The sequence below is a fragment of the Adonisia turfae CCMR0081 genome (assembly GCF_011009555.1).
GTDB classification, from domain to species: Bacteria; Cyanobacteriota; Cyanobacteriia; order Phormidesmidales; family Phormidesmidaceae; genus Leptothoe; species Leptothoe turfae.
In genome coordinates this window covers 1,292,140-1,305,468 of record NZ_QXHD01000004.1, presented here as the reverse complement: position 1 = coordinate 1,305,468, position 13,329 = coordinate 1,292,140, and the positions used below count along the sequence as shown (strand labels likewise).

Genomic DNA, 13,329 nt, shown 5'->3' with positions numbered 1-13,329 from the left:
CTATCTCTTTCTTGTCATGGAGTGCCCACTAAGTCGATACGGAATCCATCGCTAAATCACGTATAAGGAAAAGTTGTGGCAATAATTTGTCTCTAAAGGCGAATTGTTCATCATTCATGCCTTCTATGGTGGTTAAGCAAATTCGTTCGTGGCAAATTCCTCAAAATGTGCCGAACCGACCAGCCGAGTTGCCACCTGGTTCAACTGTTCGATTAACCATCGAATTCGATGGCCATGGCTATTGTCTGATGGCGACAGAATTAGACGGTGATTACACCCTGAAAGAGTGGCACCCGTCCCTCAAGACCGCTGAGCAAAAGGCTGCGGAGATGTTTGGGTCAAGAGCCAAGGATTGGGAAACCATGGGGCTGCCATAGAAAATGATCTGGCGCAAATAAGTCGGGTCCTTCTATAGAAGGACCCGACCTATTTTTTATACAAATCCAGACAAGGCTGCGGAAGACGTTCTTGCGGGATCCAGCTTAAACACAACCGTTGCCAACGGAGGCAAGGTCAAATCTAACGAATAGGCCCGATTGTGATAAGCCCAATCTTCGGACCACTTGCCGCCTAGATTGCCCATGTTGCTACCACCAAATTCGCGGGCATCGCTATTAAACACTTCGCGATAGTAACCTTTGGCAGGTACACCAACTCGGTAGTGGCTATGGGGCTGAGGCGTAAAGTTACAGACAACAACGATAAATTCATCGCTATCCTTAGCCCGACGGATAAAGGCCACAACACTGTGTCTGTTATCACTACAGTCAATCCATTCAAACCCTTGTTGGTCAAAGTCTTGAGTGTAGAGGGCGGGCTCACTCCGATAGGTGGTGTTGAGCTGCTCAAAAAATGCCTTTAGTTCTTTGTGAGGTTGATACTGTAGCAGGTGCCATTCCAGATCACCCCAGACATTCCATTCGCTCCATTGGCCAAACTCCATGCCCATGAACAAGGTCTTCTTACCTGGATGCATAAACATATAGGTGTAGAGACAGCGCATGTTAGCGTGCTTTTGCCACTCGTCACCGGGCATTTTGCCAATCATGTTGCTCTTGCCATGCACCACTTCGTCGTGGGACAGGGCTAGCATAAAGTTCTCACTAAAGGCGTACCAGATACTGAAGGTGACGTTGTTTTGGTGGAACTGACGGAACCAGGGGTCCATGCTGAAGTAGTCCAGCATGTCATGCATCCAGCCCATATTCCATTTGAGGTTAAAGCCAAGACCGCCTACATAAGTGGGCCAAGACACCATCGGCCAGGAGGTAGACTCTTCTGCAATGGAGAGAATACCGGGATAATAGCTAAACAGTAGATGGTTTGTCTGGCGTAAACAATCGGCAGCTTCAATGTTTTCACGACCGCCGTATTCATTGGCAACCCACTCACCTGATTTACGGTTGTAGTCCAAATAGAGCATGGACGCTACGGCGTCTACGCGAATGCCATCAATGTGGTATTTGTCAAACCAAAATAGGGCATTAGCCACCAAGAAATTGCGCACCTCATTGCGGCCATAGTTGAAGACCAGAGTGCCCCATTCCTTGTGTTCGCCTTTACGGGGGTCAGCATGCTCATAAAGATGAGTGCCATCAAAGAATGCCAAACCGTGGCCATCCTTGGGGAAGTGACCTGGCACCCAATCCACCAGCACCCCAATACCGTTTTGGTGACACTGGTCGATGAAGTACATCAAATCTTCGGGAGAGCCATAGCGAGAGGTGGCGGCATAATAACCTGTGACCTGATAGCCCCAGGATCCATCAAATGGATGCTCAGCTATGGGTAATAGCTCAATGTGGGTGAATCCCAATTCTTTGATGTAGGGAATTAAGCGATCGGCGAGTTCTCGATAGGTGAGAAAACGGGCTCCGGGTTTAAGGTCTGCAACGGTTACAACCGGTGATTCAGTCCCGTCTGGCTGTAGAGCAGGATTGTTAGAAGATTCATGCATCCAAGAACCCAGATGCAATTCATACACCGAAATGGGTTGAGATAAGGGTTCCTGATGACGGCGTTGTTCCATCCAGGCGTCATCCTGCCATCCATAACTGTTGAGATCAGCTACAATGGACGCTGTTTTGGGACGAACTTCCTGCTGAAACCCATAGGGGTCGGACTTTTCGTAAATGTGTCCCTCGTGGTTTTTAATTTCGTACTTATAGTGGGCACCGACGGTCAGTTCTGGAATAAATAAGCCCCAAATGCCGCCATGGCCAATATTCATCTGGTGTTGGCGACCGTCCCAGTCGTTAAAGTCTCCTAAAATCGATACATTACGAGCGTTGGGTGCCCACACGGCAAAATAAATGCCTGTAACATCATCAATGGTGGTGGGGTGTGCCCCTAGTTTCTCGTAAATCCGGTGGTGATTACCTTCACCAAATAGATGAGCATCGTATTCAGTAACTAAGGGAGACCGGAAGGCATAGGGATCGTAAATCACATGCTCGTGGCCGTCCGCTTCATAGCGAAGCTGATAGCTCGCTAAATCATCAACGTCCAGGATGCATTCAAAGAAATCACCGTGATGCTCGTTAGTCATCGACACTGCCTGACGGCTATCAGGCATGATGACCCAGGCAGACTCAGCTTTGGGTAAATAGGCACGAACCGTCCATACATCTTTGCCATCTATCTGAATGCGATGGGGACCGAGAACGTCAAAAGGATTATGGTGATAATTGCCAACAATCCGGTCAATTTGCTCTGGGGCCGTTGTAAGTGCCATAGAAATCTAAACCTAATAACCGTATATAAAAACGTGCTTTTAAAGAGAGGGTGGTTCTTAATGCCTTTGTGTGAGCAAAGACTATGAAGTTAGGTTAACAGAACGTAACAACAAATGCTTGTTACGAAAGATCTGTTTTCTGAGAAAAGTATCCCTATGGCAAAAACGGAATCACTGGTTTAAAGGCACGGCGGGCCTGCAATAGCAGAATGATGAAGCGAATGTCAGAATTGAGGGTGAGGACGGTTTGGCGTGTGGCGAGCTCTGAATGGAGTTGGGCGTAGTCAGCGGGTGATAGGGGAGCGCCATCTAATGGAGAGCGGGCTTCAAAGATAATTTCAGTCCTCAATATTTCTTCTGGCACATCGTCAGCGGGGGGCAGCACAATTTGGTCTATATTGACTCCCGAAGTGGTAGCAGGATTTGCTACAGGCTGCTCGTCAGCGGGCATGATAGCTGGACTAATGGATTGTGCTAATCCATTAGTGCTGAGGTGAGACCAGAGTCCGAGACAGCTGATGCTAATACCTAAGATTTTTTGCCAGGGCACCATGGGTTTAGATGGAAAATTTCCGCTATCGTGATGCATTACTAATCATAATTGCTGCTGTGGGCAGCGCTAAGGAGTTCTATGCCTAGCTTTTTCATACTCAGTTTAATGGGTCGTCAGATACATCGCGAGTCTAGTGGACGACTCGGTAGATTATTGAAACTGGCTCAACGGGCAATCTACGCGGGGACAGCCTTAGTGGTGTGTACGGCTGTAGCTACCCCGGTTGCGGCTCAAACCCTGCTTGACGAGCAGCAGGTTGAGTTTCAACCGCAGCAAGATACTTATACGTTTACGGCTGAAGCCGGTCAAGCCATCATTATCGAGATGGTGAGCGAGGAGTTTGATACGTTTGTCACGCTATTAAATCCAGCTGGGGAAATTCTGGAACAGAATGATGACTATAACGGGACTCCCCAGGCAACGATTGTGGCAGAGTTGCCTGAAGATGGTGAATATACATTGCTAGCAGGCTCGTTCTATGGACAGTTTGGGGGGAATTATCGCCTCTCGGTCAAATCTGCTTCTGACTATCAGCTGGTTTATGATCGGGCATTAGAGTTAATGCAGTCTGAGGACTATGGTGAGGCGGCTGAGGCCTATTCGGCAGCCATCGTTCTAATGCCTGAGGATCCAAATGCCTATTTGGGTCGAGCTGATGCTTTGCTACGTCAACAGGCGTTATTGCAAGGTGAATCGTTTGCGGGGCCTGGCAGTTTGCCGACAGACGTTCGGGCAGACATTGTGGATAACTATGAAAAAGCAGCTCAGCTTTATGGGGCGAACGGGCAAGGGGACTTTGCTTCGCTGATTCTCGAACAGGCAGAATTTGTCCGGTCTGGTCAGACGCCTGAGGGTTCATTGGATGGTGCCGGTCAGTAGCATCAATACACTTCAATTTTTTTGGATTTATTGAAAATTGGCGATTTCTTTACACAATGGTCAAAACTTTCCGGATGGCTATGGGTCTTTAAGAAAGTGTGAATGAGTAGATGAACCTTGACATATCCCTCACAGTTAATGCTGAGGGATTTTTTTTGTCTTAATTTTTACTGGATATGCCGGTCTATGGTGGTTGCTGGCGTAGATGGTTAGGTTTTGAGGAAAAACTCGGCAGGGGCAGTAAAGCGAGTGTTTAGGCGGTGCACAACCACTATATTTCTCGGTATTGGTAATGTAGGTGTTAGCTTGCTGTGACGCTGGCCCGTTTAGATGCCTATGCCTTCATCTTTTGAGGATGCTAGCCGTGACGACCTATTGGTGTTGGTTAAGGATTTAACCCAGAAACTACAGGCGTTAGAGGCTCAAAAGCACGATGCAGAGATCATGCTCGATACGGTTGTGGAGCATTCCACCCTATTGGAGCATGAGCTACAGTTGGCTGAACGCCATGTCAGGGAGTTGAATGGTGTATTAGAAGAGCGGGTGAAACAGCGCACCGCCGAGTTGGAAGCGGCGAATCAGAATTTGGCTCGGGAGATTGCTGAGCGTCAGCAGGCGCAGGAAGAAGCGATGGCGTTGGCCCGGCAGGTTTTAGAGCAGCGTTCGCTCACCATCGAACGGACCTACGAGGCAGTGCACAATGGTCCATTGCAAGAATTAGCGGTTCTGCTACGGACGGATATTAGTTCGTTTTCGGATGAACAGTTGCGATCGCAACTCCAAAAAGTCAATACCGATCTGCGGGGCATCTATCAATCCATGCGGGGGGCTGTGGATAATCATCATGAAGTTCTTTGTCTAGAAGGTGGCTTGACCTTAGACCTGAGTGAAGATTTACCGGGGCTACTATTGCAAACCTTTGAACATACCTTAGAAAGAGACTTTCCTGGGTTTAAGACCATTCTGTTTCAGATCACGCCAGACTTTAGCTCGCTGACGACGGCAGCCTTATCCCTGGACCAGAAACGAGGCCTCTGTCTGTTTTTGCAAGAGGCCCTATGTAATGTGGGTAAACATGCCTTAGGTACAACCCGATTAGATGTGCTGTGTGAACGCCATCAAGATAGCCACTATCTGAGCATTGTGGACAATGGCCAGGGCCTTACTGAGGAAAAAGGGCTCTCCACATCTGACCAGCAGGGCACGCATCAAGCCCAACGACTGGCTAAATCTCTGTCTGGGAAATTCCAGCGCCGATGTAATGTGCCCCAGGGGATGTGGTGTGAGTTGGTTTGGCCGTCTTAGTTCTTGGTTCTTGGTTCTTGGTTCTTGGTTTTTGGTTTTTGGTTCTTGGTTTTTGGTTTTTGGTTTTTGGTTTTTCGTTCTTGGTTCTTGGTTCTTGGTTTTTGGTTTTTAGGTTGCTAATCTTGGAAATTCTGATCTTTGAGTTTTCTTGCTTTAGAACGTAACTCCATCACAGGGCATCGTCTTGCTTATGGGGTAGGAAATGGAGGTTGTGGCTTGCTAGATAGGTAAAATTTGCTGTCAGTTTTGCTGCACCCACCTTTCTACTCCAGTATGGTGATGCCAAATACCATCGGGCAACACTATGGATTTAGGCGAAGACATGTCAAGAAAGCAATGTTTTTTGGTCGTTGATGACCATGAAGCTGTGTTGCAGGGTACGGTGCCTGCTTTACAAAAGGCCTATCCCTGGGCAGATATTTTTACGGCCCAAGACTATGGGGCGGCGATTCAGAAGATGCAACAGGTACAACCTGGGCTGATGGTGGTTGATCTGAGCATTCCCCATGCATCCGGTGAGGTGGCTACCCCAGAGGTGGGTCTTAAACTCGTGGAGAAATTATTGACCAGCACCCTAGCTCCGAACATTGCGGTGCTTAGTACGGATATTAATCCTCTGGTGCGGTTGAAGAGCATGATTAAAGGCTATGAGGGGGGCTTTGCTGCCATGGATAAGTCTTTGCCGCTACAGGAGATGCTTAACTATATTGATTTTGCGATGCGGGGGTCGGTGTATTTACCCCAAAAGGTAAAGTCACGACCGGAGTTTCATCCTAAATGGTTGGAACTGCTGCAGCTCAGGTTTCAGGAAGGGCTGACGGATAAGGCTGTGGCTAAACGCATGGGCACTAGCGATCGCACCATTCGCAACTATTGGGTGCGTATTCAGGATGCTTTGCTAATTGGTGATGAGCCTGACAAAGATCTAAAGGTACAAATTGAGATTGAAGCTCGCAAAATAGGCTTGATTCATTAATTGCTACGGGGGCACATCGTCGCTGTTTGACGATGGACTATAAATTGCCAAATTTGGAAAAAACAGATGTCCGAATTGCCACCCAAGGAAAGATTTTTCCATTGAATTAAGCCACACTTAGGTTGAGCAATACAGCCTACGGCTGACGAACTTGCACTCAACCCATCATTGTTCCGCAAAGCAAGAGATTTAAACCAAGTGTGTTTCTAGGGAGATTCAACCATGCCAGTGCCTCAAACGTCAGCAGAGTGCAAACAGTTTCTCAAGATTAAGGAAGTGGGTTCTAGCTATTGGCAACAACTGATCCACATTGGTATTCCCAAGCAACATGCGCGATCAATTGCGGTTGCGATCGCAAAGTACGACATTGCCCAATGTCAACCTCAAGAACTGCAACGCCAGTTAATTTGTCACTACAGTGCCTTTGTGTGTCGAGCCAATCTGTGGCGACCTGGACTGCTGCTAGCTTAATGTTGTTGCAGGCTGAATAACAGTAAGGATAGTTTGTTCATCTTTGAAGATAAACGGTTGAAGCGAAACCGTTGCATCAAGAGAGCTACCATCAGGCTGTGCCCAGCGGAATTGACCACTGAATGTGTGCTGCTTAACCATGGCCATGATTAGCTGCTGAGAGTCCCCTGGGTCAGAACAGAAATCTGTTATTTTCTGTTGCCCTAACTGTTCGACAGAAACTCCTAGAAACTGACAGATGGTCGGATTGCCATAAACAATATGCCCATCCACAAGGCGAGCGATCATTAACCCCACTGGCAACGCTTCTGCAACAAGCTGAAACTGTTCTATTGACTGATTTTTATGCGCTTCTTCAAAATCAGTTAAGCCTGTAGCATGCTCCAGTTGTAGCACCAGCTTTTGATTTTCTTCTCGTAGGGTATCTAAAAGGGTATCCGAGTGTTCAAGGGCCATATCCAGCATCAGCTGTAGGTCATTTTTTTCCTGTTCTAGCTCTGACAATCGATGTTCTAACACAGCCTGTTGATCTGAAACATCGACAGCGTGAGGGACTGGATCACTATCTGACATAACTCGAATAAGAATAACTACTGGTACTGTAAAGGACCTGATGGTCAGATACTTTCCAAAAGTGGAAAATTACGTACCTTATGACTGGCTTAATCAAAAGCACACAAATTACCCTTTCTGGGCTCCCTATATTTGGGTGGACAACTGGCTGTAAACATTCGCTAATCCATGGGTGGCCTAAATCAGTAACGGCAAATCAGATTGAAACCCGTTCTCCTAAGATGTAAGTTGCCTCGACCACCCGATCGTCCCCCATCATGATCAGTGAAAACGTGCGATCGGCCAGTTCTTGAAGATTACTGGGGGCCTCAGACGCATTACGAAAGGCCATTAGCGGTGTGGCCCGTGGATTCAGCACAATAAAATCTGCAGCTTTACCAATGTCAAAATTACCCAGGACGTCATCCAGGCAGAGCGCCCTGGCACCACCTAAGGTCGCTAAGAACAATGCTTTAAAAGGAGACAGCTTTTGACGACGCAATTGGGCGACTTTGTAGGCTTCATTCGCCGTTTGCAACATTGAAAAGCTTGTGCCTGCCCCTACATCTGTTCCCAGCCCTACTTTGACAGGATACTCTTTTGACTTGGCCTGTTCGATTTTGAACAAACCACTGCCAAGAAACAGGTTAGATGTGGGGCAAAAAGAAACGGCGGATTTAGCCTCTGCCAGACGTTTAAATTCTTTATCGGTTAGCTGCACCCCATGGGCAAAAACCGAACGCTCCTTAACTAAACCGGCCTGATCATAGGTATCCAGATACCCCTCATAATCAGGGAAAAGCTGTTTTACCCAGGCCACTTCATCCACATTCTCAGACAAATGGGTGTGGAGATAAACATCTGGAAATTCTGCTAAGAGCTTCCCAGCTAAGCGCAGTTGTTCATCGGTCGAGGTGACGGCAAATCGAGGGGTGACTGCATAATGTAACCGACCTCGTTTATGCCACTTTTGGATCAGCGCTTTAGTCTCTTGATAGGATGATTCTGCTGTGTCACAAAGCACTTCAGGCGCATTGCGATCCATCATCACCTTACCGGCAATCATACAAAGATTACGACGCTCTGCGGCTTCAAAAAAGGCATCAACAGATTGTGGAAAAACACAGGCAAAGACCAGGGCTGTTGTGGTACCGTTGCGCAACAGCTCATTCAAGAAAATCTCAGCCACCTCTCGGGCGTAGGCCTTATCCTTAAATTTGCTTTCTGTCGGAAAGGTATATTGATTGAGCCATTCTAAGAGTTGCTCTCCGTAGGCGGCAATCATGCCAGTTTGGGGATAGTGGATGTGGGTATCGATAAAACCCGGCATAATCAGTCGATTGGCATATTCAATGATTGAAATATCTCCATATTTAGCTTTTATGTCAGCATAATGGCCAAAATCCTTGATCTTGCCATTATCCAGTACCAGTAGCCCATCGGCTATATAGCGAACGCTGTCTGTCTCGGGCTGATAAAAGGGATCGTCAATAAAATCTAAAAACGACCCACGAATACCCTTGAGCAGGGACCAACCTGACTGACCATCTGAAGCAGACATTGACTAGAAAGAGAAACTAAGGAATAAGCCACCTCATCATATCCTGTCCCCAGAACCCCAATCTCTACTCTCCACTCTCATAAAACAATACAGATTTTTTTCCTGTAGCTCACTAACGAACTGACCAAAGAATTCTGACTTAGATGATGTGGGTAAAACCATGGTTTCAGGTCCCTCCCCACTATTCTGTAAGGGGTTTTCTCGAACAGACTATATCGGTTGAAGGCCCCCCTTACGGAAGCTACGGTGTACACACAAGTGATCGAAAATGGCGATGAAGATTGCATCACCCCCTCTAACTCCCCCTTACCAAGGGGGAGGACCGGAGTTTTCCCCCTAACAGGGGGCCTGGATAACTGATGGCTTCTTTACCAGGAATGTCCCAAGGTTAATCGTACGTTTGATTTTGGCTCCTTCCTAAGCACTATGCCCATCACCATGGCTGATCAGGGACAGCTATCGTGGCTGAGCAAACGAACCGTCGATTACCCTGAGATTAATATTAATTGACTGTCTGAGTTTTCCGTCTCTGGAAAAAATACTAAGAAATAGATAGCCCAGTGCCATTTATTACCTTAGGTTCACTGCTGATTCAAACCACTGTGCGATCGCATCATCACCGTACCGGTTCTAAATTGGCGAATTCAGGGCACCACGTTAGATTGTTTAAGGAACGCCCTTTATAGGACTCCCAAGGTCTACGCCTGTGTTCCGCTATGGGACCATGGTCCCTAATGATCCAGGTAGCTCCACTGTGCGATAAGGTATTTTGCGACCCCCATGATCTGGCATTCATGACTAATCCGCCAAATGGCTGAGTCGTCCTTATGTAAATACTCCTGGATTTTTTTAGCATCCATGTAAACATGGCTAAAGGTGCTGCTCTCCCCTATGAATGTTCTTTCCTCTAACTCTGATGATCACGCCCTTGACGGCCAATCGCTGCAACAGCTTGCCGCAGAAAATAAGCGATTGCGTGATTTACTAGCGCTCGTCCAGAGCGAACGTGACAGTTTAGAGGCCTTAGCTAATATTGTGACCGAACATTCCACCGTGCTGGAAAATTCGCTCAATCAACAAAAGCGGGAAATGCTGGGCTACATTGACCAGGTGAAAATTGTTACCTCAGCAGCGGCAGCAGTTCAACAAAATGTGTTTACCTCCCAACACTTAGAAAAAATTGCCCAGCGTGATGATGAGCTAGGTAATCTAGCCAAGGTATTTACAGAAACAGTGTTAGCCGTCAAACACCATGAACAAACATTGGTGGAGACTAACCAACATTTAGAACAACTATTGCAGGCGTACAGTCGCTTTGTTCCTCAGGAACTGTTGCATTTTTTACAAAAAGAGAGCGTGATTGATCTACAGCTAGGGGATCACGTCAGCAAAGAAATGGCCATTTTGTTTTCCGATATTCGTGGCTTTACTACCCTGGCTGAGACCATGACACCCCAGGAAAACTTTAATTTTATCAATACCTATTTGGGATACGTTAGCCCAGAAATTGCTAATCACAACGGTCTGATTATGAAATACATGGGCGATGGCTTAATGGCCGTTTTCCCAGATGGGGTGGATGATGCGCTGCAGGCCTGCATTGCCCAGGCCCAGCGATTGCGAGACTATAACCAACATCGCCGGGCCCATGGTCATATCCCCCTAAGTGTAGGCATGGGTATTCACGTGGGGCGCATGATGGTGGGCATTGTGGGTGAGAGCCATCGCATGCAAGGGGATGCCTTATCTGACAATGTGAACCTCACAGCCCGACTGGAGGGACTCACCAAATACTATGGCGTTCAGTTGCTGGTTTCAGAAGATGTTCTGCGGAAGCTGACGGATTGCGATCGCTACCCAGTGCGCCTGATTGATCGTGCCATTGTCAAAGGTCGGCACACCCCCATTACTGTCTACGAAGTGCTGGATGCCGAAGAAAAGACCCTGCGAGCCCACAAGCTCAAAACCCTACCTCAATATTTAGAGGCTCTAAATTTTTATCAACAGGGCCAGCTAACCAAAGCCCAGGCCTGTTTTGAACAGGTTTGCCAAGCGAACCCCACCGATAAGACGGTGCAGCTTTATCTAGAGCGGTTGCAGCTGCTACAAAAACAGGGACTTCCCGACGACTGGCAAGGCATTTGGGAGTTTACGCAGAAGTAGATTCAGCCCACACTTATGCCAGCACCATCCAAAACAGGAAGGTTAACATCAGGCTCATGGTCCCAATCAAATGGTCAAACTGCTCAGGTACACGGGGAAATTTGATCGATAGCTTTTGAAAAATTAGCAAGTACGCTAGCCAACCAGCTGCAATGGTGATCAGGGGTTTGACAACATTTTTCAAACTGTAAGCTTCATAATAAAGGCCATTTGCCAACACCAATCCGCCCAGCAATATTACCAGGGCTGACCAAAAACCTGCATTGGGGCTATTTTCGGATTTTTCCGAATTATGAACATGGGGCAAAAAGATAAACTTGGCAAATGAGATGGCTGTGCCTAAGGCTGCAATATTCATGCCGATCACTTGCCAGGGCACCAGATTCTTAGAAGTCAGTACTTTAGCGCCAAACCCTGCCAGTAAGGGAAAACCTGAGATGGAAAAACTGGCGATGGCTAACGCTACCCATATAGACGTGGGGATGGGGTTTTTCTTCAGTACCTTAATGTCGCGACTGGACAACTTGCCCGTAATCAGGAAAAGGGCTGATTTTACCAAGCCATGGGTGAGGGCATAAAAGCCACCTACAGCTGGTGCCGCCAAGATAAACCCGAGCTGAGAAACGGTATGAAATGCCAGGATACGCTTGGTATCTTTCGAAAATACAGCGTAGCCCACACCTAAAAGCGCGGTTGCCACACCAAAGAAACGAACGATAGTGTCAATCTCAGGCAACATGAGTGCAAACCGGACGAGGGGAAAGACACCGGTTTTGACCACGACGCCTGACAGCAGAGCGGATATGGGTGATTCCGATTCAGAGTGGGTGAGCGGTAGCCACAGCCCTGAAACAAAGATGCCGCCTTTGGTTAAAAGGCCGATAAAAATGAGGGCAATGGCCTCTGCTGAAGCGTTTGCCAACCCAGTGAAGGCAAAGGAATTATTGGTTTGATAGACCAGCACAGCCCCGAGCAAGTAAAACAGCATGGCCGTATTACTGACAAATAGATAACGCAGCCCTACCCAAATGGAACGGTCAGTGCGGGGGTAGGCGATCAACAAAAATCCGGCAATGCTGATGACTTCTAGGGCAACATAGACGCTAATTAAATCTGCGCTAATAAAGACGGCGTTAACGCTGCCGTGCAAAATGATAGCTTGGGTGTAGAAGAAAGCGCCTTTGTTACTTTGCCAGCAGTAGAGAATGACCGCTGTGGTGACAACGGCATTGGTAAGGATAAAGAAGCCGCTCAGACCATCAATAAGTAAGCTGACGCCGAAGTTATCTAATAGTTGAAACGTTACCGGGTCCGGATTGAGCACATGCCAGAACCCATAGCCGAATGAAACCAATGAAATGATAATGGCCAGAGCCCGATCTAATTTGGGTAGCAGGTAAATGCTGAAGCCTATAAATAAGGGCAGGGCAATCCAAATAAGGCTAAGGGTTTCATGGTTTACTATCATTTTTTCTTTTAAGGCATCCTATTGTAGGAATAGCATGGGACGGACCAGCAAGGTGTATCGATGCAAAAAACTAGGCCTTTGCATCCTGTGGTTGATTTTGACTTATATGGCTTGCCAGTTATATACAGGGATACTCAATGCACATAACCCAGACTCTACCGCCTCTCAGGCACTATCAGCCATGACAAACGCATACAATAGGATTGTTCACGCAGGCTTTTTGGAAGCCTTTCAATCCGTCTAAAGCTTCCGCGTCCTCAAGGAATAAGAAGATAACAATGCCTACCCTATGTGCGATCGCGTCTGTGTGATATTTTTGGTAACAAATTGACAGGAGAAACAGGAACGGCTTTATCAAAGAGGATTTTCATACCGTTGAGCAACACGGGAGACTTGGATTCATCGGCTGAGTCTAAGTCGGATTCAGTGAGGTCGTCGAGATCGTCTAGGGGATCGATATCCAAAGCTCGACCAAAAGGGTGAGGTGTCTGGGGCATCATCATTACCTGACTAGTAGAGGTAGACAGCCAGTAGGCTGAGTTGCGCAGATTAGCACCCCCCCAAGGGGAGAGTAGTCAATTTTTGATACCGACCCTCTGGGTGGCATTCGATCAGACGGGGATGCGCAGGCAAGCTGCCCGTACTGACACAAAAATTCGGATACTCC

Annotated in this window: 12 protein-coding genes; 6 read left to right on the top strand and 6 right to left on the bottom strand. The window is 47.4% G+C overall.

Annotation, left to right across the window (positions count from 1 at the left end; genetic code table 11):
• Positions 1 to 125 precede the first annotated feature (125 nt).
• Positions 126 to 377: a hypothetical protein gene (locus DXZ20_RS09700; RefSeq protein WP_163664408.1), complete on the top strand. Its 252-nt coding sequence runs from the start codon at positions 126 to 128 to the stop codon at positions 375 to 377.
• A 56-nt stretch (positions 378 to 433) separates the two neighbouring features.
• Here the strand turns inward: DXZ20_RS09700 and glgB are convergent, their stop codons facing one another.
• The gene (gene glgB, locus DXZ20_RS09695) at positions 434 to 2,734 is read right to left on the bottom strand and encodes a 1,4-alpha-glucan branching enzyme (protein ID WP_163664406.1); all 2,301 of its coding nucleotides are present in this window, start codon (positions 2,732 to 2,734) and stop codon (positions 434 to 436) included.
• Positions 2,735 to 2,888: 154 nt separating this feature from the next.
• Complete coding sequence (locus tag DXZ20_RS37350) at positions 2,889 to 3,287, bottom strand: hypothetical protein (RefSeq protein ID WP_250565701.1); 399 nt, start codon at positions 3,285 to 3,287, stop codon at positions 2,889 to 2,891.
• Positions 3,288 to 3,365: 78 nt separating this feature from the next.
• On the opposite strand from DXZ20_RS37350, the gene DXZ20_RS09685 reads away from it, so the two are divergent.
• The 4 genes from DXZ20_RS09685 to DXZ20_RS09670 all read left to right on the top strand — a co-directional run bounded on the left by DXZ20_RS09685 (position 3,366) and on the right by DXZ20_RS09670 (position 6,918).
• Positions 3,366 to 4,166: a pre-peptidase C-terminal domain-containing protein gene (locus DXZ20_RS09685; RefSeq protein ID WP_163664404.1), complete on the top strand. Its 801-nt coding sequence runs from the start codon at positions 3,366 to 3,368 to the stop codon at positions 4,164 to 4,166.
• Between the two features lie 336 nt (positions 4,167 to 4,502).
• Positions 4,503 to 5,471: a sensor histidine kinase gene (locus DXZ20_RS09680; RefSeq protein ID WP_163664402.1), complete on the top strand. Its 969-nt coding sequence runs from the start codon at positions 4,503 to 4,505 to the stop codon at positions 5,469 to 5,471.
• A 322-nt stretch (positions 5,472 to 5,793) separates the two neighbouring features.
• A complete protein-coding gene (locus DXZ20_RS09675) occupies positions 5,794 to 6,447 on the top strand; it encodes a response regulator transcription factor (RefSeq protein ID WP_250564933.1) in 654 nt (217 codons plus the stop codon).
• Between the two features lie 222 nt (positions 6,448 to 6,669).
• On the top strand, positions 6,670 to 6,918 hold the full coding sequence (locus DXZ20_RS09670) for a hypothetical protein (protein WP_163664398.1): 249 nt from the start codon (positions 6,670 to 6,672) through the stop codon (positions 6,916 to 6,918).
• Here the strand turns inward: DXZ20_RS09670 and DXZ20_RS09665 are convergent.
• Positions 6,910 to 7,491 carry a PAS domain-containing protein gene (locus tag DXZ20_RS09665; RefSeq protein ID WP_163697839.1) on the bottom strand — a complete coding sequence of 194 codons (582 nt, stop codon included), beginning with the start codon at positions 7,489 to 7,491 and terminating at the stop codon, positions 6,910 to 6,912. The two genes, DXZ20_RS09670 and DXZ20_RS09665, sit on opposite strands and share 9 nt — an antisense overlap.
• Before the next feature lie 196 nt (positions 7,492 to 7,687).
• Positions 7,688 to 9,031, bottom strand: coding sequence for a guanine deaminase (guaD, locus tag DXZ20_RS09660; RefSeq protein WP_163697837.1), 1,344 nt, complete (start codon positions 9,029 to 9,031; stop codon positions 7,688 to 7,690).
• Positions 9,032 to 9,922: 891 nt separating this feature from the next.
• On the opposite strand from guaD, the gene DXZ20_RS09655 reads away from it, so the two are divergent.
• On the top strand, positions 9,923 to 11,194 hold the full coding sequence (locus DXZ20_RS09655) for an adenylate/guanylate cyclase domain-containing protein (RefSeq protein ID WP_163664391.1): 1,272 nt from the start codon (positions 9,923 to 9,925) through the stop codon (positions 11,192 to 11,194).
• Between the two features lie 13 nt (positions 11,195 to 11,207).
• Here the strand turns inward: DXZ20_RS09655 and DXZ20_RS09650 are convergent, their stop codons facing one another.
• Together DXZ20_RS09650 and DXZ20_RS09645 are read right to left on the bottom strand one after the other, a co-directional pair.
• Positions 11,208 to 12,662 carry a cation:proton antiporter gene (locus tag DXZ20_RS09650; RefSeq protein WP_163664389.1) on the bottom strand — a complete coding sequence of 485 codons (1,455 nt, stop codon included), beginning with the start codon at positions 12,660 to 12,662 and terminating at the stop codon, positions 11,208 to 11,210.
• Between the two features lie 287 nt (positions 12,663 to 12,949).
• Positions 12,950 to 13,165 (bottom strand): hypothetical protein, encoded by a 216-nt coding sequence (locus tag DXZ20_RS09645; protein ID WP_036019430.1) that lies wholly within the window; start codon positions 13,163 to 13,165, stop codon positions 12,950 to 12,952.
• Between the last annotated feature and the right edge of the window lie 164 nt (positions 13,166 to 13,329).